Origin of the sequence: Candidatus Leptofilum sp. (assembly GCF_965223285.1) — a bacterium.
GTDB lineage: Bacteria > Chloroflexota > Anaerolineae > Promineifilales > Promineifilaceae > Leptofilum.
Genome location: NZ_OZ244997.1, coordinates 5431855 through 5456849, shown reverse-complemented (window position 1 = coordinate 5456849; position 24995 = coordinate 5431855). Strand labels below are relative to the sequence as shown.

The window sequence follows — 24995 nt, the reverse complement described above, 5'->3', positions numbered from 1 at the left end:
TAGTTTCAAGGAGTGTCATGCGTACCCCAATTATTGCTGGAAACTGGAAAATGAATAAAACGGCCGCAGAAGCGGTTGACTTTGTGCGTGAAATTCGCAACAAACTGGGACAGATCAAAGGCGTCGATAAGGTCGTTTGCCCACCATTTATCGCCCTGCCCGGCGTTTACGACGCCCTGCAAGCCACCGACATCGGCGTGGGTGCGCAAAATATGCACTTTGCCGAAAGCGGTGCCTACACGGGCGAATGTGCCCCCAACATGCTCACCCCCTACTGCCAATACGTTATTATCGGCCACTCTGAGCGGCGCGAATATTTTAACGAAACAGATGAAGGCGTGAATCAAAAAGCCAAAGCAGCTCTGGCACACGGACTCACCCCCATCATTTGCGTAGGCGAAACGCTGGCGCAAAATGAAGCGGGCGAAACGCAAGCGTTTGTCAGTGGACAGGTGCGCGCCGCGCTGGATGGCCTGACGGCCGAGCAGGTTGCCAGCCTCATCATCGCCTATGAGCCAATTTGGGCCATCGGCACTGGCAAATCCGCCAGTGCAGCCCAGGCAGGTAGCATTATTGGCCTCAGCGTACGCGGCCCCATCGCCGATATGTTTGGCGAAGAAACCGCCCAAAAGGTGCGTATTCAATATGGCGGCAGCGTAAAAGAGCATAACATCGCCGAATATATGGCCCAGCCAGACATCGACGGCGCGCTGGTTGGCGGTGCTAGTCTGAAAGCCAGCTTTGTGGAGCTGGTGAAAAACGCCGCTGGTTAATTTGTCATTCTGAGCAGAGCGAAGAATCCAAGCCAGCTACATTCAGTGGGATTCTTCATTTCGCTTTGCTTCATTCAGAATGACACCTACGGATAATCGCTATGAGCAGTGCCATCATGCCCTTCTTTTGGGTAGCTATTGCCCTCATCATTCTGCTCATCATGCAGCGATGGATTCACACTCACCTGCATGGGCTTTCTTTGCTGTTCATGGGCAAGCCCGAGCGGGCGATTATTTTGTACGCCATTATTTTGCTCCCCGGCGTTTTCCTGCACGAGTTAAGCCATTGGCTGGCCGCTACCTTGTTGGGCGTGCGTACCAGCGGCTTCTCTATCATCCCCAAAATGCAGCCGGATGGCACGGTACAGCTTGGTTACGTGGAATATTTCAAGGGTCGCACGCTTGGTCCCATCCGTGAAAGTTTGATTGGTGGCGCACCGTTGATTGTGGGAACGGCCGTCATCCTCCTCATTGGTTTTCGCGTCTTTAGCGTCACAGAGCTGACGGCCGCTTTCCAGTCTGGGCAGCTAGATTCATTGGTGGCCACATTGGAGCAACTGTACCAAACACCAGACTTTCTGCTTTGGCTCTACTTGCTTTTTGCTATCGCCAACGGCATGATGCCCAGTCGCTCGGATCGCCGTGCCTGGCCTGCCTTTGTGCTCACAATGGTCGTCTTTGGCATCATCTTGTCGCTCCTGGGCTGGACGGGGTTGATTTTGGACAGTTTGGTAGGGCCGGCAACGACCGTTTTTAGCTATCTGGGGCTGGCACTGTCCATGGCCATCGGTGTCAATATCTTTTTCATGGTGGTCATTGCGGGACTGGAAAATCTTTTGGGACGGGCCAAAGGGGTTTCAGTCGTGTATGGCCCCTCAGATTCCGCCTAACCCTGCTACAAACCGATGGTTTCTGTTCTAATCACAGCCTACCGGGAAGCGGCCACCATCGGCCCCGCCCTGGATGCTTTTCTGCCTCAGCTTCCCCCAAATAGTGAGCTGCTTGTTATTTGCCCAGATACGGAGACAACGGCCGTTGTCCACCAATACGCCGCAAGACATCCCCAAGTTCGCCACGTGCCGGAGCCAGACAAACGCGGCAAGCCCGCCGCGCTGAATTTGGGCTTGCAAGCAGCTCAGGGCGACCTTGTGGTTTTTAGCGATGGCGATGTGGTGATTGGCGAGAATGCGCTAGCCCCACTGTTGGCTCCTTTTGCAGATGAGAAAGTGGGGGCTGTGACAGGACGGCCGTTTTCCAACAGCCCCCGGCAGACAAAACTTGGCTACTGGTCACACGTTCTTGTTGAAGGAGCCCACCAAACGCGGAAAAATCGGCATGCAAAGGGTGACTTTTTGCTTTGCTCAGGCTACTTGTTTGCCGCCCGCCGTGAGCTGATTGACCCTATCCCAGAAGATGCGCTGGCCGAAGATGCCGTCATCTCGCACCGGATTGCCGAGCAGGAGTTTACGATTCGATACGCACCGGAAGCGGCCGTATTTGTGAAGTATCCGGATAACTATGCAGACTGGCTGCGGCAAAAAGTACGCTCCGCTGGTGGCTATGCGCAAGATTACGTGCGGAACTCCCGCTTCTCTATGCGCTCGGCGAGGCTGGAGGCACAGCAAGGCACACGGCTGGCTCTAAAATTTGCCCAAACGCCCCGTGAGCTGTGGTGGACGATGTTGCTGTTCTTAGCGAGGCTCCATTTGTGGCTGTTAGTTTTTTGGCGGGTACGGGTGTTGAAACGGCCGTTAACCACCTTGTGGCAACGCGTCGAAAGCACCAAGTAAAGCTTAAACCCTGATTGTCCACTCGCCACCTCTAAGGGCGACTAAGGGCGACGATTACCGCGAATAAATTTCGCAATCTGGGTAGGTGAAAGAAAAACCATACCAGCGTGAAAGCAACTGCATCGGTGCTTCGCCCGTGTCGAGCCACGTCGCAGAGGGCACGCCATCCAGCGCATTGCGCCTAATCCGCAATTGGCGCCCCAGCCACTCATCGACGATCTCGCCGCCTTCGGGAATCGTTTTCAACGGGTAGAATTTTCCTTGGTCAGCACCGCCCACCAAGCCCAATCCTTGTTCACCTTCGGGTAAACGCGGGTCAATTTCCTTGTGCATCGATTTGCGGAAATGAGGTGCCAACATCGTCCCTTCACGACTGTAGCTTAGCCGTTTGCCAAGCAATTTCATCACAAAACTTTTAAATGAGCGATAATCTGATTTAAGCAAAATTGTGTCTGGGTAGCTGGCAAGTTCGGCCTCGACGTTGGTAAGATTGACATGCCAGAAATCGAGCCGTTCACCTTCAAGCGGCCCCTCAAAACATTCCCCGGTAATGTGATCCCAAACGCTTCCTGTCTCCTCATCACGCATGACGGCCAGGCCATTAACCAGACCTGGTACGCCAAACCAATGCACCTTGCCGTTAATTACCGGTGTCAGACCGACACCGCTGTTGCAAGGCGCTCAAAAAGTAACAAGATAAGGTTCACCCGCTAATTCACCTTGAACAATATGATGATACATAGCCTCAGAAAGAAGCACTGCTCTGCGTTGCCCACCCCGCTCAAAGGCGATAAGTTCTGTGTCGTTCTTTAGTTTTGCGCTGGCCAGTGAGGTTTCGTGCATTGCTGTTGGCCGAAATGGCTCAAAGCGAAATCCTTGTTTTGCAATGTTTATTTTGCTGCGGTCAATTCTGCTCATGGTGTGGCTCCTTCTCATTTTTCGATCTTTCTTGGCGCTTTGCTTGTGCGACTATAAAACCATGCTGGATTTTTTCGTAGCCTGCCAGACTGAACGGGCAGACAGCAATACAAACGCCGCAGCCATGATTTGCTGACATATATGGCCCGCATATCGTGTTATCAATCGCGGAGATACGGCCGTCTACATCTGGTTCAGGGTCTTGCCAAATGGCTTGGGGAGGGCATTTACGAATGCACTTATTGCACATGGCGCAAAAATCAAGAATCCAATCATGCTTATTTTCTGTGGGATAGGGCAAATTATCAATATTGGTGTACACAACATTGATTCGGACCCGTGCACCATGCTCCGAGCTGATCAACGAGCCATGATACCCAATTTTGCCTAAGCCAGCTTTCTCTGCCAGCCTTGTATGGTCTACCGACCCACCGATGGAAACCCCTGAAAACGCACTAAAGCCATGTTTTCGCAGGTAGCTACTCAACGTATTGGCGATCTGCGTAGTATCGGCATACGCTTTGGCAACCTTACTCATTGATTCAACACTGGGTGCAGTATTGAACAGCTCTTTTCTCATTTCAGAAATAATGACAATTGCGTTTTGATGAGGCACCACAAAATCTTTAAAGATAAGATCAGGCGTAATCTTGGCATACCCAATAGTTACTGCGCCATTTTGGCGTGCAAACGTTTCTAACTGAGTCAAAAAAGCGGGAGATGCTTCTGGTTTTTTAGCTTTTGGGTGAAACTTGTAGCGCAAGTAACTACCCAAGATCCCCTTAAAGATACGCATGATTTGGGGAGCCATCTTAGGCAGGTCAGATAGATTTCGCTCTGATCCATATTCTTCTGGCAATGGCATTCGTTGGCGTGCATAATGCCCACCAAAAGCCGCTGTATCAATAGATGCAGCTTGCCCCTCGACGTGCCTGACCACGCGGGTCATGACAGCGCCTACATCATTCGCAGAAAACTTTTTCGTTCGTTGTGTCAAAATATACTCCCTTTAAGCTGATGAAAAGCTATCCTGAACCCTTCATGCCAGATACCATCTGCATCACCATTCCTTTGAATCCACCTCTAGTGTTCACTCTTGGGTATGGTTGGTGAGGTGCGTTGACTGCTAAAAATTGGCACAACGATTCCCACCCATCCCGGACGTCGTATAGCAGTAGTCGATTTTCAGGAACGTATGCTTTCACATTTTCGACGTGCCGGTGATAACAGCGAATCATGTGCGCTTTGTCATCTAACCTGCCGTCAAACAGCTTGTCAGCGGCGTAAGTGATAATAAAGTGCTTAATACGGCGAAGGTGTGGAATAGGCAACTTAATGTTCATGCCTTGCTGGACGGTATTGCTCACACTCTCCACCCATTTTTCAGGATCACGTATAGTGAGCAGTAGCTTGGCTTCGGGATGGACGTCAATGATTTCTTTGTAAAAAAAGGCAGCTGGCCAATCAGCAGCTTCATAATCGGCGTAAAATTCACGCCAATTGACGGGCTTGCCTTCAAACGCGCCTTCCCACAGGCTCATATCCTTTGGGCTGGTGAACAGATCGAATGTATGATGCACCGGAGAAATTCCTAACAGTTCTAGCGCAGCTTTTAACGAAGTGGTTCCCGTGCGTGCCAAGCCAACGTTGATGACTCTCATAAAATTTCTATCGCCTCCTCCGTTTTGGCCATTTTGCGCCGATAGGTTTCATGCAGCCGCTCGTAGTTCGTGTGGTTAAAGGGGCATACCTTAATGCAAACTGAACAACCATGATTATTGGCAAAGTAGGGAAAGCATTTGGCATTATCCACCGTCGTCACCAAGCCATTTTCATGCTCAATCGGCGTTTCGTAGATGGCTTGGGGTGGGCAGTCACGAATGCAGCGGTGACATATTTGGCAGAAGTCGAGAAGCCATTCGTGCTCATGCCCGCCGTACATGGGCAAATTTTCTATCTCGGTGAAAACGGCCGCTAACCGCACCCTGGGTCCAAACTGAGGTGTAATCAACAACCCGTGAATGCCACGATAGCCTAAGCCAGCTACCTGGGCCATTGGCGGGTACAAGGCCATACCGTTCAAGGGATGCCCAGCGTGAGCGGCATAACCACGTTCACGTAGCCAATCGGCAATCTTGTTCGAGGCGCGACCCAGCAGATCGTACGTTTCATGCACCATGACGGCCGTATCCTTATTCGGTGCTAACTGCATACGGGCCTTATCCATTTCCATGACCAGCACAATAGCTTTGTTGTAGAGAACGGCCGTTTCCCGGAACACCCACTCCTGCGGCACAGTCGCAAAACCCACCTCATCAACCCCCACACTTTTGGCATAATCACAAAGGTCAACCAGGATTTTATCATCAATAATCTTCTTGCCATTTACCGGATTTCTATCTAAATCATGCACAGATTTGCGGATATTGGTTACGCTGCCGAACACATGCGGCACAGATTTGGGGAACCCGGGCATGGGTGGATGATCATCACGCAAGCTCAAGCCCGCCGCCAAAATATTAAAGCGTGATGGTGAGTTTTCACCGCCGTGCAATGAGCCTGGCCGTTCACGAACGCTCGCCTCCCAAGCCAGCATCTTTTTCAGAAGTGGCTTCATAAGATAGGGTTGAATTTTGTGTTGCAGGCGACTTTTTAGTTTCATGACTTACTCTCCAACTGCATACAGACCAGCAATTTAAACAAATTTCACAACCGATGACACCGGTATGCGGAACTGCGGTGCCTGGGGATTGCCCTTGAAATGAGACTTTACTTTTTCGTATCCAACCTGGCTAAAGGGACAAACGACCAAGCAAACGGCGCAGCCATAATTGCGCGTAAAATAATCACGGCAGGCTGCGTGATCAATCGTTTGCATGCCGCCATCGCCACGCGGCTCCGGTTGCTCATAAATCGCTTCAACCGGGCATTTGCGGATGCACTTCTTGCACATGGCACAAAAATCACGCACCCACAAATGTTCATTTTCTTTGCCTTGTGCCTCAAGCGTGGGCAGGTTAGTGATGTTGGTGTAGATCGTGTTAATGCGTAAACGTGCGCCTTCCCCCGATGAGATGAGTAGCCCATGGTAACCAATCGCGCCCAGCCCTGCTAATTCTGCCAGGTGTGGATAATCGGTCAGACCACCCAAAGCCATCCCCGGATAGGCAGCAAAGCCATTTTTCCGCATGAAGTTGGCTAACTTTTTAGAGATAGCGGCCATCCTTTTGTACCCATCCATCGCTTCCAGTTGACATTCAAAGCTGGGAGCCGTGCTCATCGGCTCTTTGTCCATCTCCACGGTGAAAACAACGGCATATTCACAGGGGAGACCCTTGTCTTGAAAAATGGCGTTGCGGGGAACCTTGACGTAGCCAATATCTTTAGCACCTGCCTCACGGGCCATTGTTTCTAGTTCGGCAATAAATTCTGGTGAGGCAGTGCTCTTGATGGGTTGGAATTTACCATCGTACATGCGCGCACCTATTTGCATGTTGGCAAAGAGCGGGATGCCTTTTGACATCACCTTAAGCCTTTGCTGCGCTGTCAAATTGAGCATCGTTATCTGCTCTTTAGGGACATCAGCGTCAAAAGGCGTGCGCGGCTTGGAATTTGGTGCTGGCGGCACAAGTGTCTCGAAGTTATTGAGATGTTTATCGGACTGCTCCAGCATGCTATCGAGGGATGGGCCTCTATCTGTTCCATCCCCGCCACGAATTATGGTATTGAATAGCTGTTTGAACATTGAGGTTCCTCATCGTTTAGGCTCGCTTTTTGTTAGTAGAAACTTACAATAATCATACGGTATCATTTATTGTAAGTCAATACTTACTTATGGTAAGATGGTAACGAACCAACTAAAAGGAGATGGCAATGCCCAAGATTGTCGAGGAAGAAAAGATTTATCGTGCGGCTATTATGACTGTGACCGAACGTGGCTACGGCCGTGCCACTACCAAACAAATAGCCGAGGTCGCAGAAATTAGTGAAGTCACCTTATTTCGCAAATACGGTAACAAGGCACAGCTTGTAAAGCAAGCCATCGTCTCAATGGTGAAGCAGATTGATTTTGCCTCAGCAACAGCTTACACGGGGGATGCTGAGGCCGACATGCTGAGAATTGCCCAAATGTATCAGGACTCCGCCGACAAGCATGGTCAATTTTTTTACATTATGCTGTCTGAAATTCCACGCCACCCTGAGCTAGGTGAACTGATGGGTGCGCCACTTCATATGATCAACAGCGTCAGCAATTTGCTGTTGCGGTATCAGCAAGAAGGAATTTTAGAAAAGGAGGACCCATACCATGCCGTTGCCGGGCTGCTAGGCCCGCTGATCGCCACGAATATGATTCGCAATGCTTCCGTCTTGGCTTCGCTGCCACCTATTGATTTACCCAAACATATCGCTCACTTTTTAAACGGCCGTCTCCAATCCAAATAACCACTTAACGCCCAAGCCCTCCTCCTCTCGTTTTTGCAGGTCGGTGCGCTTTCTCGTGTGGAGCTTGCTGAACAGACGGCCTTGTCCAACACAACCATTACCAACCTGACAGCCGAATTAATGGAACAGGGCATCATTTTTGAGCCAGAGCCCACCTTCTAAAAAAACCGACAATCCACTCAATTTTGGCAAAACATGACGCAAATTGTCATGTTTTTGGTTTACACTATGCTTGTACTCAATATCTGGTCGTCCACGATTAACAATCTAATCGACGAAACATACGAGAAAAGTCATGTCCCAAACCGCCACCCGCCTCATCACCCTGATCATGCTGCTGCAGCGGCAGCCCAACCAACGAGCCGCCGATCTGGCTGCTGAGTTGGGCATTTCAGAACGCACGGTGCATCGTTACATTGGCATGTTGGAAGAGATGGGCATTCCCGTCTATTCGGAGCGGGGCAGACATGGCGGTTTCTCGTTGGCACGCGGCTACCGAATGCCACCGCTAGTTTTTACGCCGGAGGAAGCCGTTACGGTGCATCTCGGCACAAGTTTGGTCAGCGAGGTGTGGGGCAAGCTGTATGAAGAAGCGGCGCACGGCGCATTGGCCAAGCTGGAAAATGTGCTGCCAGAAGCCCAACGACAGGAAATTGCCTGGGCCAGCCGCGCCCTCATTGCTACAAATATGAATCGCGCTGACCAGGTCAGCATCATGCCGCTGCTGGAGACGTTGCGTCAGGCAACCCAAACAAAACAACGCGTTCGGGTATGGTATCAGGGTCGGCAGCAGCCAGAGCCAGAGGAGCGTGATTTGGATGTGTATGCGCTGGCGTACCGCTGGGGCTGGTGGTATGCCATTGGCTACTGTCATCTGCGGCAGGCCGTTCGCTCCTTCCGCGTCGATCGGATGGATCAGGTCATGTTGATAAATGAGTCAGCCGTCATCCCAGAAGATTTTGATGTCTATGACTATCTGAAGGCAGAACAGCCGCCTGAACATTCCCAACAATTGACGATTACGATGCGTTTTCAGCCGGAGGGGGTCTTTTTGGCCAAATACGGCCGTTCCTATTGGCAGCAAATGGAACCCCAAGCAGACGGCTCGTTAATCGTGACCTTTGGCGCACAAGATATGAACGTTGCCGCCAGCACCATCATGAGCTACGGGTCGCTGGTGGAAGTGTTGTCGCCGCAGGCGTTACGGCACACTTTGCACGATTGGGCAACGGCCGTTGCTGAGCAATATAAAAACGAAAGTTATCACAAATCGGAGTAAATCATGAGCAAAACAGATTTCAAGAAAACGTTAAAACATCTTTACAACCCATCCAAAAAAGAGTTTACCGTGGTTGATGTACCTGCCATGCAGTTTCTCATGGTCGATGGCCGCGGCACTCCTGGCGTGGCGCAGGCCTACCAAGATGCGCTGGAAGCGTTGTACGCCGTTGCCTACAAAATCAAGTTTGCCAGCAAAAAAGGGCTGGACAAAGATTACACCGTGCCCCCACTAGAAGGTTTGTGGTGGGCAGAGGATATGGACAGCTTCACCGTTGCCCGCGACAAAAGCAAATGGGAGTGGACGATGATGATCATGCAGCCAGAGTGGATCACCCCAGAGATGTTTGCCAACGCCTGCGACATCGTGCAAAAACAAAAAGCCCCGGCGGCTTTGTCTAAACTGCGGCTGGAAAGCTATGCGGAGGGATTGTCAGTACAAATAATGCACATCGGTTCCTATGACGATGAAGGCCCCACGCTGCACAAGCTGCACCATGAATTCATGCCAGCCAATGGATACGATTTCAACGGCAAACACCACGAAATTTATCTTAGCGATCCGCGCCGGATTGCGCCGGAAAAGCTGAAGACGGTTTTGAGGCAACCCGTTGTCAGTAAACAGTAAACAGTGGGCGGTAAGCTGTTTTTGGTGAGTGCAAATTAGGAAGGAGTTATGAACATCCAACCGTTAGCAGGTTTCAATCATTTTTATACCCATCACTGTGTGACGGGTTCTATGGCAGAGGTGTATCACTTTAATCATCATCCCCTTACTGAGGAGATGCTGCTTGGCCTTGGCGAAGGGGTTGGCTACATCTACTGGCAACAAAAAGGCGCGCCCCCTTTTATGGGTGGGCGAAGCCAGCCAAAACCCAGCATGGAGGCATTGGCAGCACAGCGCACCGGGGTTAAGCTGGGCAGCCACAGTACAAGCAGCAGCCGCAAGGCAAAGAAAACGCTGCTAGAAATGCTTAACAGCGGGCAGCCGGTAATGCTGCAAGTTGATATGGGCTTCTTGCCCTACTTTGATTTTGGCGGAACGGAATACCATTTTGGTGGTCACACGGTGGTCGCTTGCGGGTATGATGAAACAACGGATACTGTGCTAATTTCTGAACGAGATGGCCTCTACCCCGTGCCAATGGCAGACCTGGCAAAAGCGCGAAATTCCAAGTTCAAGCCATTCCCACCCAAAAACCGCTGGCTGACCTTTGATTTCAGTGAAAAACGTCAACCGCTGCCAGAGGAATTACACACGGCCGTTCACAATATGGCGACCTTAATGCTGGAACCACCCATCAGCAATTTCGGCGTGAAAGGGATTCGCAAAACGGCCGTTATGCTGCCAAAATGGCCAGAGCAACTCACTGCCGATGAATTGAAATGGGCGTTGTTCAATGCCTATATCTTTGTGAGCGCCGTGGGTGGCTCTGGGGGTGGAATGTTCCGTTACATGCTCAGTCGCTTTTTGTGCGAAACGGCCGTTATCCTGCAAGACACTCGTTTTGAAGATACCGCACGCGCCTTCAAAACCATCGGCGATGCTTGGGAAGCGTTTGCCAACTGGAGTAAACAAACGTCAGAGGCCGAAAATCCAGCTGCCCACTTAACAGAATGTGTCGCGCCGCTGCAACGCCTGGCCGATATGGAAGCACAAGCCTGGACAGAGCTAAAAAAGTTGTTGGAGAAAGTATGAAACGAACTCCCCTACATCAACAGGTAGACACCCTGCCAGAAATGGTAGAAACAATGATAGATGATTTGGTGACGGCCGTTCGCCACACCATCACCCCAGCCCTGAGCCAAAAAGTCACGCGCGTCTTCACCACTGGCTGCGGCGACAGTTACTTTGCTCCCCTCAACGCCGAGCTCGCCTTTGAGCAACTCGCGGGGCTGTCCTGTGAACCGATGACAGCCATGCAGTTTGCCCGCTACGCCGTGGGCTTTTTGCCAGAGACGGGGCGAGGCAGCAATTTGGTAATTGCAGTATCCGTCAGCGGTGGCGTGAACCGCACGGTGGAGGCGATGAATTTGGCAAGGCAAGTTGGGGCAACGGCCGTTGCCCTCACCGGCAATCCAGCGGGGCCATTGGCACAGGCTGCGGAATTAATCCTTGAAACGGCCGTTCCACCATTGCCAGATGAGTTACGGGGGATGATTGTGCCTGGTACGCGCAGCTATGTGGCTTCTCAGCTAGCCCTCTACCTGTCTGCTATCCAACTAGGCGAACATCGTGGCGGTCTGACCAAAGCCACCGCAAACAAGCTGCGCCGCGAGTTAGCACACACCGCTAATTTGATGGCCCAAACGATTGCCCTCAGCGATGCAGTTGCGCGGCAAGCTGCGCAAGCGTGGCCCGACGCAGACCAATTTGTCTTTTGCGGGGCGGGGCCAAATTATGGCACGGCCATGTTTAGCGCAGCCAAAATTTTGGAAGCGAGTGGCGATACGGCCGTAGCCCAAGACACAGAAGAGTGGGCCCATTTGCAATATTTTGGGCGGCAGGTGGCCACGCCCACCGTTTTTATTGGCGCGGGGGGCTGGGATGAGGGGCGCACGCTAGAAACAGTGATGGCGGCCAAAGCGATTGGGCAGCGCGTGGCGGGGGTTGCGCCGCAGGGTAGCCCTTTGGCTACTCATTCTGAGCTGGATTTTGTGTGGGAAACGGCCGTACCCACCCGTGAATGTTTCTCACCGCTGCTCACCTGCCTACCGGGGACGCTTTTTGCCGCTTATCGCGCACAGCTCATTGGCGAACCCTATTTTCGTGGCTTTGGCGGCGGACGCAGCGTAGAAGGAGGCGGCGGCATCTCCCGTATTCGCAACAGCGAGCAAATTGATGAGGTCAGACGATAGGGAAAAATCGGTGTCCAATTTCTAAAACCACGATGTTTGTGACAGCAGGCGGGATGCGCATTGATTATTTGATCACCCATGCGGGCGAAGCACGGGTGGAGGTGGTAGGCGGCAATGGGTTGTATGCCGCCGTCGGGGCTGCAATTTGGGGAGAACCGGTCAATTTGTGGGCGCGGATTGGCAGTAATTACCCGCACGCATGGCTGGCTCCGCTGGCTAACCACCAAATTAGCATCGAGGGGCTGGTGCGGCTGCCTACCCCGCAAGATCACCGCACCTTTTTTGCCTATTTGCCAGACGGCCGTCGGGACGATACCAATCCCGCCACCCATTTTGCCCGCATCGGCCAACCCTTGCCCGCCGCCCTAACCAACTACCAACACTCCACCCCTGGCCAAGATGACCCATACAATTACGAACCGCTGGCGTTGCGCCCGGAAGATTGGCCAATGGCGTGGGAAGATGTAACGGCCGTTCACCTATCCCCGCTTGCCTTAGCAACGCATCTCAACACACCAGCGCGACTCCGACAGGCAAATGTGCAGCAAATTACCCTCGACCCTGGTGAAAGATATATGGTTCCCGCACGCACCGCGCAGATTAAGCAAATCTTGCCACAAATTGACGTCTTTTTGCCCAGCGCAATGGAGATGCGGTCGCTTTTTGGGGATGAGGTAGATTTGGCGGAAGCAGCCTTAACTGTAGCCAGTTGGGGCGTACCCTGGGTGGTGGTGAAAAATGGAGCGAAGGGGGTTCTGTTGGTGAACGGCCGTTCCCAAACCATCACACACTTCCCTGCCTACCACACAGCCAACGATTCGCGCATCATCGACGTGACGGGTGCCGGGGACAGCTTTTGCGGCGGTTTTATGGTGGGGTTAGCCCGCACAGGCAACGCGACACAGGCCGTGCCATATGGTCTCATATCGGCTTCTTTGGTTATTGAGGGGTATGGTGCCCTGAACGCCCTTAGTCGCCAAGCAGAAGCTCTGGCAAGGTTGGCGGACTATTCTAAACAAGCGGCTAACAAGTTGTGAACATCTTGGAGGGTACGGCCGTTTGGCACCGCCAAATCATCAGGCGGCAAATCGCCATTGAGAGACAACCAGAAGGTGCAAATCCCCAAACCATGCGCAGGCACAATATCATTTTCCCAATCATTCCCCAGCAGCGTATCGTCTAAATCAAAAAGAATCGCTTTCAGCATGGCGAAGAGTTGGCTTATTTATTGAGATTATCAAACAGGTCCGGCAAACCTGGCTTCTCGCGGGCGCACTGGGGGCAGCCAACGTGCGGTTTGGGCACATCAATCAGATGTTTGCTGCAAAACGCTTTTACCTCCACCCGGCGATTAAACCCCAAAAAGCCTTTTTGCACGGTCGCTTCAAGGACCAAATCAGGATTGCTGTTGGCAAGTAAAATATCCGGCACGGGGCAGCTACTGCAATCGTTGGGCCGCCACGCCTCTGAGCGTGGGTTAGCTATTATCAGGCGGCATTCCTGATCAGATTTACCTCGATGAAAGTTCTGGTAATAAAAACGGCACTCTTTGCCAGCGGGTGTCTTCATATAATTTCCAATTGCTATTGTAGGTTAATGTCAATTATCGTTGTTTCCCCGTTTTGTTCAACCGCACTCCTTCCATGATTCATCGTTACCTCATAGATCATGACATTCATCCATAAGTTCTACTAATGGAAATCAATATATTTTCATTATGGAAGCTGGTATCTTCTGCACAACAAGCACGATAACAACCAACTATACAAATTGTGCAAAAACAATTTGATAGTGTAACGTTGTTTCTGTAATTTTTGGCAAGAGTAGGCCATGAAGTACCCTAGAAGTTACCACAACCAATAGGAGACATTCATGACCTACCAAACCGATTGTACTTTACCAGCAGAATTACTCGAACAGATTGCCCAGCAAGGGTTCGATGTCGTGCCAGACCTGATTCAAACGGTCATCAATATAGCTATGCAGCTGGAGCGACAGAAGCATTTAGGTGTCGGCCCCTACGAAAGGTCAGCCGAACGACAGGGACAGGCCAATGGGTACAAGCCCAAGAGCGTGGCCACCCGCGTCGGCAAAATCACCTTCGATGTGCCCCAGGTGCGCGAAGGTGGCTTTTACCCCCAAGCGTTGGAAAAGGGGCTGCGTAGTGAGCGGGCCTTGAAACTAGCGTTGGCCGAAATGTACGTGCAAGGCGTCTCCACCCGCAAAGTGGCGGCGATCACCGAGCAGTTGTGTGGCTTCGAGGTAACCTCCATGCAGGTGAGCCGGGCTACCGCTGAGTTGGATGAACAGCTCAGTCAGTGGCGGGAACGGCCGTTAGGCCAGATGAAATATCTCTACCTGGACGCTCGGTATGAAAAAGTGCGTCTAGATGGCCAGGTGCGCTCGGCCGCTGTGCTGCTGGCGGCAGGCGTCAATCTGGAGGGCAAACGGGAAGTGCTGGGGGTCAGCGTCTCGCTCAGCGAACAAGAAGCACACTGGCGTCGCTTTCTGCAAAGCCTGGTGCAGCGTGGGCTGGTTGGTGTTGAGCTGGTCATTTCTGATGCCCACATCGGCATCCAACAGGCCTGTCGCGCCGTTTTTGGTGGCGTTCCCTGGCAGCGTTGCCAATGTCACTTGCAGCGGAATGCCCAAGCCTACGTGCCCAAGCGAGGCATGAAGCGAGAAGTGGCCGCCGACATTCGCGCCATTTTCAATGCCGCTACCCGCCATGATGCCGAAACGTTGCTGGCTCAGGTGGTCAAGAAGTATGTATCCAAAGCAGCCAAGCTCGCCGACTGGTTGGAAACCAACATCCCGGAAGGGTTGACCGTTTTTTCCTTCCCGGATACCCATCGCCGCCTGATTCGCACTACCAACTCGTTGGAGCGGCTCAATCGCGAGATTCGACGACGTTCGCGAGTGGCCACCTTGTTTCCGAACGAGGCATCTTGTTTGCGGTTGGTGACGGCCGTTGTCATGGAAATTAGCGATGAGTGGCAAACTGGCCGGACTTACATCCGGCTAGACAATCTGTAGTTTTTAATGTTCTAGGTAATTCTGGGTTCTTCACTTTTACAGAAAAGATGTTGCTTTATCAACAATTTTGGAGGTTCTTGCATGAAACGTTTCTTTTTGATTATCCTGGCTCTGTTGCTTGCAGGCTTATCAGCCTGTGGTCAGGCAACAGACGCTGATTCATTGGCAGTCGTCGATGAGCCTGGCGTGGTGACTGTATTTAAGTCGCCCACCTGAGGCTGCTGTGGCGATTGGAGCAAACACCTGGAAGAACATGGTTTCACCGTGGTGGAAAAAGGGGTACAAAACCTGATACAGGTTAAAGTAGATCATCAAGTTCCCACTCAGCTCTACTCATGCCATACGGCCGTCGTGGATGGCTATATTATTGAAGGACACGTACCGGCAGCAGAGATTCGTCGGTTAATAACTGAAAAACCAGATGTATTGGGCATTGGTGTCCCAGGGATGCCAATTGGCTCACCGGGCATGGAATCGCCCGACAGAGCGGCCGAAGCGTTTAATGTCTTAACGTTTAACGAAGCGGGTGAAACGGCCGTTTACGCCACTTACCCGTAAACAAAACAATCTCAACAGACCCAATCAGGCGGTTCGGCAACGAGCCGCCTTTTTTTTGGCTTTTGCCAAAAATCTGCAAAGATAGTGGCAAGATGATGAAAGAGTACGATGCCTATATTTTTGATCTGGATGGGACGGTTTATTTAGGTGAGGCATTGCTGCCCCATGCCGGAGAAAGCATCACCCAGCTTCGGCAAATGGGCAAGCGAACCGTCTTTTTATCCAACAACCCCACCCAGACGCGCCAAGTGTATGCCCAAAAGCTGACTCGGCTAGGCTTGCCCACGCCAGCCAGCGACGTGATCAACTCGTCTTACGTGATGGTAGATTTTTTGCAACGGCGCATGCCGGGAGCCAGCCTGTTTGTCGTCGGCGAACAGTCGCTTTGTGATGAGCTAACGGCCGCAGGCTTCACCCTCACCGACGATGCCAACAAGGTAAACGCGGTAATTGCCAGCTTTGACCGGACGTTTGAATATCGCAAGCTGCAAATCGCCTTCGATGCCATTCGCAACGGGGCGCGCTTTTTTGCGACAAATGCCGACCGCTACTGTCCCGTGCCCGGCGGTGGCGAGCCAGACGCAGCGGCAATGATTGCCGCCATCGAAGCGTGTACCGACACGAAAATCGAGGCGGTGGTGGGCAAGCCATCTGCCTACATGGCTGAAGCGATTTTAGGCGTGCTGGACATGCCTGCTGACCGCTGCATCATGACAGGCGACAGGCTGGAAACCGATGTATTGATGGGCTTAGATGCGGGCATGGCTGGCGCACTCACGCTAACCGGGGCAACCAGCCAAGAGGTGGCAGCCAAATCAGATATAATTCCCACTTACATGATTCATCATTTAGGGGAGCTACTGCCAACTACCTAGGAAAATTTTGCCACAGAGAACTTAGAGAGTTTTTGCGTTTTCCATTGTCTCTTTTTACTCTGTGGCTATCTGGGATAATTCAGGGCAAAAATCAGGAACTTTGCATGTCGATATCATTTTTACTCGGGGTGGATCAGGGGAGCAGCGGCAGCCGGGCGTTAATTGTTGACCAAGCTGGCACGGTGCATGGCTATGCGTATCGGCCGTTGGCGCGGCTGCATCCCCGGCCAGATTGGGTAGAGCAAGATCCGGATGAGGTGGCGGCGGGCGTAACGGCCGTTATCACCGAGGCTATTGGCAAGGCGAAAATTCAGCCCAACCAGATTGCCGCCTGTGGCCTGACCTGCCAGCGCAACACCGATTTTGTGTGGGATGCGCGCAACGGCCGTTCCCTGAGCAACGCCATCACCTGGCAAGATTTACGTACACGGGAGATTGTCAAAGAGATCGAACAGTCCCCATTTGCTGCCGAAGCCAAACGACGGCTGGGGTACGCCCCCGGCACCTACATGACTGCCTTGCACTTGAAGTGGCGGATGAAGAATGAAACGGCCGTGCGCCAAGCAGCAAAATCGGGCCATTTACGCTTCGGGCAATCGGCATTGTGGCTACTGACGACGTTAGGCCAGGCGCACGGTCACCAGATGGACAGCTCGCTGGTGCAGGCAATGGGGCTATACGACTTCCGCGCCAAGCAATATTGGGCGGAATGGCTCGATTGGCTGAACGTGCCGCCGGACGCTTTGCCGGAGGCCACCCCGACGCTGCATCTATTTGGTGAAATTCAGATTGCGGGGCCTGGGGGAGAAACGGCAGTCATTCCCGTGACGGCGATGATTGGCGACCAGCAGGCTGCGCTGTTTGGCCACGGTTGTCGCACGCCGGGGGATGCCGAATCGACCCACGGCACGGCCGCTTACGTCAAATTTTTTCTCGGCAGCCACCCACCCCATCAGGAGCATATCAACGTTTACAATGCGTGGCATTTGGGGGATGAGCAAACATACTGCCTGGAAGCACCCACCACAGTCATCGGCGCGGCGATACGGTGGATGCGGGATAACGCCCGCTTTTTGGATGATTATGAAGATGTGGAGCGATTGGCAACGGCCGTTCCCGACTCTGGCGGCGTGATGTTTGTACCCGCCTTTACCGGATTGGACGCGCCGTACAACGACCCCAACGCCCGCGCCGCCCTGCTGGGGATGACGCTGGGCACCCAGCGCGGCCACATCGTGCGCGCCTTTTTAGAGGCGTTGGGTTACCAGCTTCGGGCCATCAAAGAGACGATTGCGCGAGATGCCGGGGTGACGATGGGGCAAATGTTGGTCGGAGGCGGCGTCTCCGCCAGCAACATCGCCTGCCAGATTCAGGCCGACATGCTCAACATTCCCATCCTGCGCCCCACCTTTACCGAGACGACGGCGTGGGCAGCAGCTTTGCTAGCTGGTTTGCAAGCAGGGGTGTGGTCGGATGTCGCCAGTTTACCGCCACTGCCGGGCAGCCATCACCGGTTTGAACCGTGCCCCATCCCTCCACGCAATTTGGAAGAAGGATACGGCCGTTGGCAGCAAGCGATCCGGCTCATCCGTTCCTGGCAATAAATGTAGGGGCAGACCCCCGTGTCTGCCCAATGCGGGGCGGGCACGGAGACCCGCCCCTACGCTATTTCATAAAGGGAAAATCTCATGAAATTTGGTGTTTGTTATTACCCCGAACATTGGCCAGAAGAACGGTGGGCAGAAGATGCTCGCCTGATGAACGAACTTGGCCTGAAAATCATTCGCATGGCGGAGTTTGCCTGGGCCAAAATGGAGCCAAAACCGGGCGTTTATGATTGGGAATGGCTGGATCGCGCCATTGACCTGTTTGCCAACGCAAGCATGGAGGTGGTGCTGGGCACGCCCACCTGCACCCCACCCGCCTGGCTTACCCGGCAGCACCCAGAGATTTTGCGCGTGGATGGGAACGGCCGTTCTCGCAACCACGGTACGCGCCGCCACTATTGCCCAAACAGCCCCGTTTACCGTAAATACAGTCGCCAAATCATCACCCAGATGGGTTTGCGCTATGGCCAGGATGAGCGAATTGTGGGTTGGCAAACTGATAACGAGTTTGGCGGCGGCAAAACTGCCCGCTGCTATTGCGACGACTGCGCCCGCGAATTTCGCGTTTGGCTGGAAGCAAAATATGGCACGCTAGATGCACTCAACGCTGCCTGGGGCACGATGTTTTGGTCACAAACGTACACCGACTGGTCCCAAATCAACCCACCCGGCGACGACATCAACTACAAAAACCCCAGCCACCTGCTCGATTTTTACCGCTTCTCCTCCGACTCCTACGTGAGCTACCAGCAGGAGCAAGTAGAGCTGCTGCGCCAGCTCTCGCCGGGACGATTCATCACCCACAACTTTATGGGACTTTACCTCGATTTGGATCAGTTCAATTTGGCCGCACCGCTCGACTTCATCACCTGGGACAACTACCCCACAGGCAACCCAGACCGCTGGCGGCAGATTTTGTACCCACCCGGTGCCGATGCCACCCGAAACGATCCGGTTTACGCTTACGACGTGGGTGAACCAATTGTGCAAAGTATGGCCCATGCGCTGATGCGCGGCTTGAAGCAACGGCCGTTCTGGATTATGGAGCAGCAGTGTGGGCACATCAACTGGGGATCGCTCAACCCCGGCATTCGCCCCGGCACGCCTCGCCTCTGGATTTGGCACGCCGTCGCGGAAGGAGCCGACCACATCATCTACTTCCGCTGGCGCGCCACGCTGATGGCACAGGAGCAGTACCACTCCGGCCTGCTGGGGCACGACGGCCGTCCTGATGTCGGCTTTCGGGATCAGAAAAAGCTGCTCACCGAAATGGAGCAGCTAAAACAGCTCACCTCCGCCCCGCTAGATGCCTCCGTCGCCATCATTTTTAATTACGACGATTTGTGGACGCTGCAAATGTTGCCCCACCGCCAAGATTTCCACTACCTGCGCCACCTGTACGCCTACTACCACGCCTGCCTGCGCCTGGGCATCGGCGTGGATTTGGTACCAGATACGGCCGATCTCAGCCGCTACAAGCTACTCATCGCCCCGACGGCCCACCTGGCCGACGCGGCATTGGCCCAACGGCTGCACAACTACGCCAGCGGCGGCGGCACGCTGCTGCTGGGCATCCGCTCCGGCTTCAAAACACCGTCCAATCGGGTCACCGACCAGCCGCTGCCCGGCGCGCTGCGCAAGTTGGCCGGGGTGACGGTCACCAGCTGGCAGTCGCTGCCGCCGGGCCAGGCGGTGCCGTTTCGCAGCGAGATTGCCGGTTTTGCGGGGGAAGCAACTTATTGGGTTGAAACGTTGGGGTTGGAAACGGCCGTTCCGCTAGCAAGCTACGAGTTAGAGAGACCTGACAGGTTTGCGGCAAACCTGTCAGGTCTAGAACAACCAACCGCTTTGGCGGAAAACAGGGTAGACCGGGGCCGCGTCCTCACCCTCGGCTTTTACCCCACCCCGGCGCAGGCGCGCGCCCTGCTGCAACATTTGGCCAGCCAGCTTGCCATCCCCAGCCTGCCCGATTTGCCCGCTGGCGTCCTCACCTACCAGCGCGGCGACGTGCGGCTGCTGCTCAACTTCACCGACGCGCCCCAAACCGTCACCGTGGGCACAACCAGCCACACCCTCCCACCCCGCGACTTGCTTTTTTACCGCTGAGGTCGCAGCAGTTAAATAAATGACATATTTTACAATTGTGGATGTGACAAAATGAATAAGCAGCAATTCAAGTATGTCTCTTAACGCAAGAAAAACAACCTTTTACATTTTACCAGTACCATTCAATGGAAAATCTTAGTTCACCTAATCCAGGCTCGATGTAATTTGTGAAATCAAATGCAAGTAAACTCTTTCCTTCGTTTTTAACTACGTCTAACCGACCCTCACTAATTGGATCAAGTTTATTTCCATACGTGACAACCCACTTTGCTTCATGAATATCACGACTACCAGGAAGTAAAACACGCATAATGCAAGACTGCTGACCCGGCTCAACCCGAACATTTACAGCTTCATGGTTGTCCATAAATGAATTTGTTGCTTCCCACCGTATACATAGGTCATCAAACCTATCATTTCTTTTCATTAAGCGTCCAAGGCTTATTTCTATAAACCTTTGCCCAGATATAATGGATTCTGAATATCTGAAATTACTTGATGGATCATTACATTTAAAGATTTCTGGAGAAGAAATTATTCCGCTCATACGAGTTGGGCGAATATGAAAAGAAGTTGAACTTTGATTTGCAATAAACGAAATCTTTCTTTGGTAAACTGCTTTTGTACCTATTGGGTCAAGAATTTCATAGTTTTCTTCGGATACACAAGTTGTAAATATGTCGTTTTTCTTTGACCTGAGATTACCCCTTACATAGTAAAAAAGCCCGTAAGCAAGTAGTGCTGAGAAGCTTGCAGAAAAGAGGATTGCGGGAAATATCGAATATCCTAAATCAAGAATCAGATCAATGGCAGAAAAAATTGCCGAGAAACTTGCGACCCAAACTGGCCAATAAGTGCGAAAATGCTCAAGAAACTCTTCCTTATCCATTAACTTAATTACCTTAAGATACTTGGTCTAAATTTACCTAAACAAGTAAAAATCTTATCCAATTTTTTCGTACCCACTGTAGAACCATCATGAATAATATTGCTAGTTGGCGCAATGTATGCTTCGCCTGGTTTAATTTCTAGCTGAACAACTGGATAGTTTGAAAATTTTTGCATAAATAATAAACCTATCCGAGACATTCCTGGAATACTTTCTGAATTATCTTCTCTAAAACTTGATACAAAATCATAAATTACTTGTAATGGCAAATTTACGAATAAAAAATAGCGAGGCTCTGCACCCAAATTTACCATCAATCGGTTTCTGGCTGTCGTTCTCGCAGTCAATGGTAAACCGTCACCATCATCCACATGAAGCCCTTCAAGACATGAACCTGTTATAGTTACTGTTCTTTGATTAGGTAAATTACAACCAACACCATATCTATTTGGCTTAACCAGAGAAATATCTAGCTTAGAAGAAAATTCTATTATTTGGTCAATAGCTTTTTTTCCATTTTTTGTATTTAACCACGAATCAACATCTTCTTTAATGTCACAAGCTTTTAGAACGCTAAATCGTTCAATTAACAACCTTGGAACTGTAATTACACTTACCCACAGTCCACGCTCTTCAGGCAATCCATCTGAGGATAAAATATCAAGCTCAGATTCTGAGAGTTCACGCCATGGTTTTTTGGGAATTATCGCATGTGAACAATAGGCTAATTCGCCAGGCAAATTATTAGCAACCCTAACCCCATCACTTAATCGAAGACGGTTAGCCAGGGTGTATTCTCCATTAGAAAAATCAATTACTTTTATTCCTTGGGCTAATTCTTTCATATTTATGAATGCGTAATGACAAGATTTTCAAAAAAGACAAACGGCAAAATCAAACCAAATGTCACCAGCTTATAGTGAGCTAATTAAATAGTGTTTTAGGGCACGCAGAAATTTGCCGCTAAGATTTGTGAAATCACTCCATGCAAAACCACCGATTTCGTCAGTCCCATCATCCCAACCGTGAGGCAAAAAGATACGTTCTCTATCTAATTGAAAAAACTCTGCTGCTTCATGTAGTTCCAGGTCAGCGACAACCTTGGCAAAAGCTTGTAATGCATGTGAGGGGGTTTTTATCTCGGCAAGCAATATCGTATTGTTTATTGTTAATCCTGCTACTTTTCCAGGTTCCACAGCATTAGGTAAGGTTTTGCATTGTAAGGATAGTAATGCAGTTCTATCGTCTATTCGACGCAATAAAAAATAAAAATCGGGTTTATATGTAATTCGCTCCAACAAGCTTTCAAGGTAATGATAATTCTCATCCATATTGGTGCCTCGTTTTTATCGTATGAGTTCGCTAACATTTAAATTAAAATTGTGAACAATAGACTTTACAAGAAGCTCTCCTTCTTTTGTCAAAGCACCGGAATTTATCAATACCTTTTCAGTATCTTTCGCAAATGACAGATTTTCACGCCAATAATCCACAGCCCATCCTTCAACTCTGGAAGAAGAGACTCTTGGTATATCTAACGTTTGCTTTAACGCTACTCCACCAGCAGAAAATGTCATCAGCGCATGAATAACTTGTCTGATTGGCCTATTTCTGTCTTTCCATGGAGAAAATAAAAGAGGCGTTCGACCATCAGTGTTCCAAATTTTTGCATACTTTTCAACAATGTTTAGTTTTGTATGAAAAAATTCGTGTACTAGTTGTGTGATCAGATGCGGAAATTCCTCTTCATAGTGGGCATTAGGATCCACATCTTGCCATACCCAACCGGGTAGAGATGAAACAGAACCGGCTTGACGCATTTGAGGGGTACGCGGACAGATGGTGAGTGTTTTATATAATTCACTCATTAAAGTACGAAGTTTGAGATCGAGATTTGAAACTAGCATCAAGCAATAGTCCACAAATGCCACGCTATCAGTTTCAGGCAAATCACCAAATTCAAAAATGCTGTACTCATTTTCTGCTTCAGAAGGTTGCCGTGTACCAAGAAATCTTCTAGTTCCCAATTGATTACGCTTGTGTGCTAATAAAATATATTCTTGAGTGCGGATAGTACCTTCAGCTTGTGTAAATCGAGCTATATTCAACAATTCACCAAATTGAAGGGGTTGTCTTGCCTGAATAGACTTTTCCAGTAAAGGAAAACTAACTATTTCACCTGGGTTTATCACGGTTTCTAGGTTCTCAGAAACTAAAAACTCAGAAAAAGATGATATAGCGAGAAGAATTTCATTTAAACATTTTTGAATCTGGTTAGAGTCTTTTAGTATTGAATATGCACGAACAAGTGATATCGCCAAAGCATCTAATTCACGGTACTCAAGGAAAAGAGATGTTGTTGCCTCTAAATTATCAAATACTTCTAGTAAATTATCAGAATCCCGATAACCAGACTGTTTCAATATTGTAAGAACTGCCAAAAAACGCGAAGCTGATCTGTGAACATAATCCTTCATTGCTATTAAATAGGCGTCCTGATAATCATCAATACGGCAGACAGCTTCCACATTAAACTTAATCACTTCGTCATTCTTTCCACTCATATTCTCTCCTTTGCAAAATGAATTGATGCCAGTTCAGTTGAGAGTCGCTCTCGAATATGATTTATTAAGATTTGTAAATCAGTACAGTAAACAGATTTACTATCAAATCCATGCATTTTACTATAACGGTGCGGAAGGTATCCTCCTCCACAAATATCAATTAATTCACAATTTAGACACTTTTCATTTAGAGCCGATTTTTTATTGGTTAGAGCTAAGACAAGCGGCAACATTTCCAAATCAATAATTGGATCATTTGTCAATGACTTTCCAGTTTGAGTTGCACCATGGTAGGCTGTTTTTAATACATCTAACGCATGATACGTTCCATCAGTTTCGACTACTAGAACACCATGAGCCATTGAGCCAAGCGCATCGTATCCAATTTTGCCCCCAAGCACGAGTTTCATCAGTGTTTGAAAACTGCGTATTCGCAAAGTGGAGCCAGATGACAGCCAAACATCGAATAAATCAGAATACCAGTTCCCAAAGGTTCCCGGAGGAAACTTGTCAAATGGGTAAGTATCGAAGTGATAATCAGGCAAAAGAAAATCAATTGCTGGAGTATTCAGCCCATCGAAGAATTCAAACAGGTCTTTTGCGGGAATTTGAGGATTGGCTACTGTGAGAAAACCACCAAAAACAGAATCTCCCTGATCCGGATTCCGTAGTTTGTCTACACTTGCCATTACTCGATCAAAGGTACCCAACCCCTTCTTATCAACACGCGCAATATCATTCCATTGTTTGGGTCCATCAATGCTTATACCAATTCGAGCATTATAAGATTGAACAACTTTTATGATTTCATTAGTAACAAGAATACCGTTGCTTTGTATACCAAAGCTAATTTCCGTACTTTGTGAATTAAAAGCCTTATGGATAGTTTCAAAGAAATAACTCAGTCCTTTGGCACCGATCAATAACGGTTCGCCCCCGTGAACGATTACAAGTAAGCGTTTAAGGTTTCGAGCTTCTGCATATTCAGCCAGGCGAAAAGCAAGTCTCTGAATTGTTACTTCACTCATTAAAGGAGGTTGATCCCTCCAAGTTTGATCCGCATGTTCATACATATAACAGTAGGTGCACTGTATATTGCATCGACTGGCAACTTTTACCACAATTGATGTGATCGGTAGAGGATCTGCAAATTTTTCATTGAATGGAAGATTGTAATGATTCATAGATACGAATCCCTATCGCTTGCTAATAATTAAACTGGATATTTTTGGGGGTTTCATGTTTCACGATTGCGAGAGAGTAGATAAATTGCATAACAAAAGGTCGGCTATAAGCGTG

Annotated in this window: 28 protein-coding genes and 1 pseudogene; 16 read left to right on the top strand and 13 right to left on the bottom strand. The window is 50.3% G+C overall.

Going from position 1 to position 24995, the window contains the following annotated elements; all coding sequences use genetic code 11:
- The first annotated feature begins 17 nt into the window (after nt 1–17).
- The 3 genes from tpiA to ACOQPU_RS24515 all read left to right on the top strand — a co-directional run bounded on the left by tpiA (nt 18) and on the right by ACOQPU_RS24515 (nt 2563).
- Nucleotides 18–773 (top strand): triose-phosphate isomerase, encoded by a 756-nt coding sequence (tpiA, locus tag ACOQPU_RS24525; RefSeq protein ID WP_420642461.1) that lies wholly within the window; start codon nt 18–20, stop codon nt 771–773.
- 101 nt (nt 774–874) lie between these two features.
- Nucleotides 875–1663 (top strand): hypothetical protein, encoded by a 789-nt coding sequence (locus tag ACOQPU_RS24520; RefSeq protein WP_420642460.1) that lies wholly within the window; start codon nt 875–877, stop codon nt 1661–1663.
- Between the two features lie 15 nt (nt 1664–1678).
- Nucleotides 1679–2563 (top strand): glycosyltransferase, encoded by an 885-nt coding sequence (locus tag ACOQPU_RS24515; protein WP_420642459.1) that lies wholly within the window; start codon nt 1679–1681, stop codon nt 2561–2563.
- A gap of 54 nt (nt 2564–2617) precedes the next feature.
- Here ACOQPU_RS24515 and ACOQPU_RS24510 read toward each other — a convergent pair.
- The 6 genes and pseudogenes from ACOQPU_RS24510 to ACOQPU_RS24485 form a co-directional block, all read right to left on the bottom strand.
- Nucleotides 2618–3226, bottom strand: a pseudogene (locus ACOQPU_RS24510) (DUF3179 domain-containing (seleno)protein); the annotation flags it as partial.
- A gap of 18 nt (nt 3227–3244) precedes the next feature.
- Entirely contained in the window at nt 3245–3481 is a 237-nt protein-coding gene (locus ACOQPU_RS24505; protein WP_420642458.1) for a hypothetical protein, read from the bottom strand.
- Nucleotides 3468–4478, bottom strand: coding sequence for a hypothetical protein (locus ACOQPU_RS24500; RefSeq protein WP_420642457.1), 1011 nt, complete (start codon nt 4476–4478; stop codon nt 3468–3470). The genes ACOQPU_RS24505 and ACOQPU_RS24500 overlap by 14 nt, the downstream gene beginning before the upstream one ends.
- Nucleotides 4479–4506: 28 nt before the next feature.
- Entirely contained in the window at nt 4507–5142 is a 636-nt protein-coding gene (locus ACOQPU_RS24495) for a sulfotransferase family protein (RefSeq protein ID WP_420642456.1), read from the bottom strand.
- The gene (locus tag ACOQPU_RS24490) at nt 5139–6143 is read right to left on the bottom strand and encodes a [Fe-S]-binding protein (protein ID WP_420642455.1); all 1005 of its coding nucleotides are present in this window, start codon (nt 6141–6143) and stop codon (nt 5139–5141) included. Before ACOQPU_RS24490 ends, ACOQPU_RS24495 begins: the two co-directional genes overlap by 4 nt.
- 33 nt (nt 6144–6176) lie before the next feature.
- On the bottom strand, nt 6177–7226 hold the full coding sequence (locus tag ACOQPU_RS24485) for a hypothetical protein (protein ID WP_420642454.1): 1050 nt from the start codon (nt 7224–7226) through the stop codon (nt 6177–6179).
- Between the two features lie 128 nt (nt 7227–7354).
- On the opposite strand from ACOQPU_RS24485, the gene ACOQPU_RS24480 reads away from it, so the two are divergent.
- From ACOQPU_RS24480 to ACOQPU_RS24450, 7 genes are all read left to right on the top strand, one after another.
- Nucleotides 7355–7924: a TetR/AcrR family transcriptional regulator gene (locus tag ACOQPU_RS24480; protein WP_420642453.1), complete on the top strand. Its 570-nt coding sequence runs from the start codon at nt 7355–7357 to the stop codon at nt 7922–7924.
- Nucleotides 7925–7957: 33 nt separating this feature from the next.
- Entirely contained in the window at nt 7958–8086 is a 129-nt protein-coding gene (locus ACOQPU_RS24475; protein ID WP_420642452.1) for a winged helix-turn-helix domain-containing protein, read from the top strand.
- Nucleotides 8087–8219: 133 nt separating this feature from the next.
- On the top strand, nt 8220–9203 hold the full coding sequence (locus ACOQPU_RS24470) for a helix-turn-helix transcriptional regulator (RefSeq protein ID WP_420642451.1): 984 nt from the start codon (nt 8220–8222) through the stop codon (nt 9201–9203).
- A gap of 3 nt (nt 9204–9206) precedes the next feature.
- On the top strand, nt 9207–9830 hold the full coding sequence (locus tag ACOQPU_RS24465; protein ID WP_420642450.1) for a GyrI-like domain-containing protein: 624 nt from the start codon (nt 9207–9209) through the stop codon (nt 9828–9830).
- A 48-nt stretch (nt 9831–9878) separates the two neighbouring features.
- Complete coding sequence (locus tag ACOQPU_RS24460) at nt 9879–10901, top strand: BtrH N-terminal domain-containing protein (RefSeq protein WP_420642449.1); 1023 nt, start codon at nt 9879–9881, stop codon at nt 10899–10901.
- Nucleotides 10898–12061 (top strand): SIS domain-containing protein, encoded by a 1164-nt coding sequence (locus ACOQPU_RS24455; protein WP_420642448.1) that lies wholly within the window; start codon nt 10898–10900, stop codon nt 12059–12061. The genes ACOQPU_RS24460 and ACOQPU_RS24455 overlap by 4 nt, the downstream gene beginning before the upstream one ends.
- Before the next feature lie 53 nt (nt 12062–12114).
- The gene (locus ACOQPU_RS24450) at nt 12115–13098 is read left to right on the top strand and encodes a carbohydrate kinase family protein (protein WP_420642447.1); all 984 of its coding nucleotides are present in this window, start codon (nt 12115–12117) and stop codon (nt 13096–13098) included.
- On the opposite strand, the gene ACOQPU_RS24445 is transcribed toward ACOQPU_RS24450, so the two are convergent.
- The gene (locus ACOQPU_RS24445) at nt 13068–13268 is read right to left on the bottom strand and encodes a hypothetical protein (protein ID WP_420642446.1); all 201 of its coding nucleotides are present in this window, start codon (nt 13266–13268) and stop codon (nt 13068–13070) included. The genes ACOQPU_RS24450 and ACOQPU_RS24445 overlap by 31 nt on opposite strands.
- Nucleotides 13269–13282: 14 nt before the next feature.
- The gene (locus tag ACOQPU_RS24440) at nt 13283–13630 is read right to left on the bottom strand and encodes a hypothetical protein (protein WP_420642445.1); all 348 of its coding nucleotides are present in this window, start codon (nt 13628–13630) and stop codon (nt 13283–13285) included.
- Nucleotides 13631–13933: 303 nt separating this feature from the next.
- Between ACOQPU_RS24440 and ACOQPU_RS24435 the strand changes: the two genes are divergently transcribed.
- The 6 genes from ACOQPU_RS24435 to ACOQPU_RS24410 all read left to right on the top strand — a co-directional run bounded on the left by ACOQPU_RS24435 (nt 13934) and on the right by ACOQPU_RS24410 (nt 20243).
- On the top strand, nt 13934–15097 hold the full coding sequence (locus tag ACOQPU_RS24435; protein ID WP_420642444.1) for an IS256 family transposase: 1164 nt from the start codon (nt 13934–13936) through the stop codon (nt 15095–15097).
- An 81-nt stretch (nt 15098–15178) separates the two neighbouring features.
- The gene (locus tag ACOQPU_RS24430) at nt 15179–15313 is read left to right on the top strand and encodes a hypothetical protein (RefSeq protein WP_420642443.1); all 135 of its coding nucleotides are present in this window, start codon (nt 15179–15181) and stop codon (nt 15311–15313) included.
- 51 nt (nt 15314–15364) lie between these two features.
- Complete coding sequence (locus ACOQPU_RS24425) at nt 15365–15655, top strand: DUF411 domain-containing protein (RefSeq protein ID WP_420642442.1); 291 nt, start codon at nt 15365–15367, stop codon at nt 15653–15655.
- 92 nt (nt 15656–15747) lie between these two features.
- Nucleotides 15748–16530 (top strand): HAD-IIA family hydrolase, encoded by a 783-nt coding sequence (locus tag ACOQPU_RS24420; RefSeq protein ID WP_420642441.1) that lies wholly within the window; start codon nt 15748–15750, stop codon nt 16528–16530.
- Nucleotides 16531–16634: 104 nt separating this feature from the next.
- The gene (locus ACOQPU_RS24415) at nt 16635–18134 is read left to right on the top strand and encodes an FGGY family carbohydrate kinase (RefSeq protein WP_420642440.1); all 1500 of its coding nucleotides are present in this window, start codon (nt 16635–16637) and stop codon (nt 18132–18134) included.
- Nucleotides 18135–18218: 84 nt separating this feature from the next.
- Nucleotides 18219–20243 (top strand): beta-galactosidase, encoded by a 2025-nt coding sequence (locus ACOQPU_RS24410; protein ID WP_420642439.1) that lies wholly within the window; start codon nt 18219–18221, stop codon nt 20241–20243.
- A gap of 109 nt (nt 20244–20352) precedes the next feature.
- Here ACOQPU_RS24410 and ACOQPU_RS24405 read toward each other — a convergent pair whose 3' ends face one another.
- The 5 genes from ACOQPU_RS24405 to ACOQPU_RS24385 all read right to left on the bottom strand — a co-directional run bounded on the left by ACOQPU_RS24405 (nt 20353) and on the right by ACOQPU_RS24385 (nt 24880).
- Nucleotides 20353–21132: a hypothetical protein gene (locus tag ACOQPU_RS24405; protein WP_420642438.1), complete on the bottom strand. Its 780-nt coding sequence runs from the start codon at nt 21130–21132 to the stop codon at nt 20353–20355.
- 8 nt (nt 21133–21140) lie between these two features.
- A complete protein-coding gene (locus tag ACOQPU_RS24400) occupies nt 21141–21977 on the bottom strand; it encodes a hypothetical protein (RefSeq protein ID WP_420642437.1) in 837 nt (278 codons plus the stop codon).
- Between the two features lie 69 nt (nt 21978–22046).
- Complete coding sequence (locus tag ACOQPU_RS24395) at nt 22047–22463, bottom strand: hypothetical protein (RefSeq protein WP_420642436.1); 417 nt, start codon at nt 22461–22463, stop codon at nt 22047–22049.
- 15 nt (nt 22464–22478) lie between these two features.
- Nucleotides 22479–23696 carry an aKG-HExxH-type peptide beta-hydroxylase gene (locus tag ACOQPU_RS24390; RefSeq protein ID WP_420642435.1) on the bottom strand — a complete coding sequence of 406 codons (1218 nt, stop codon included), beginning with the start codon at nt 23694–23696 and terminating at the stop codon, nt 22479–22481.
- Nucleotides 23693–24880, bottom strand: a complete 1188-nt coding sequence (locus tag ACOQPU_RS24385; protein WP_420642434.1) for a radical SAM protein — start codon at nt 24878–24880, stop codon at nt 23693–23695. The genes ACOQPU_RS24390 and ACOQPU_RS24385 overlap by 4 nt, the downstream gene beginning before the upstream one ends.
- Nucleotides 24881–24995: the final 115 nt, after the last annotated feature.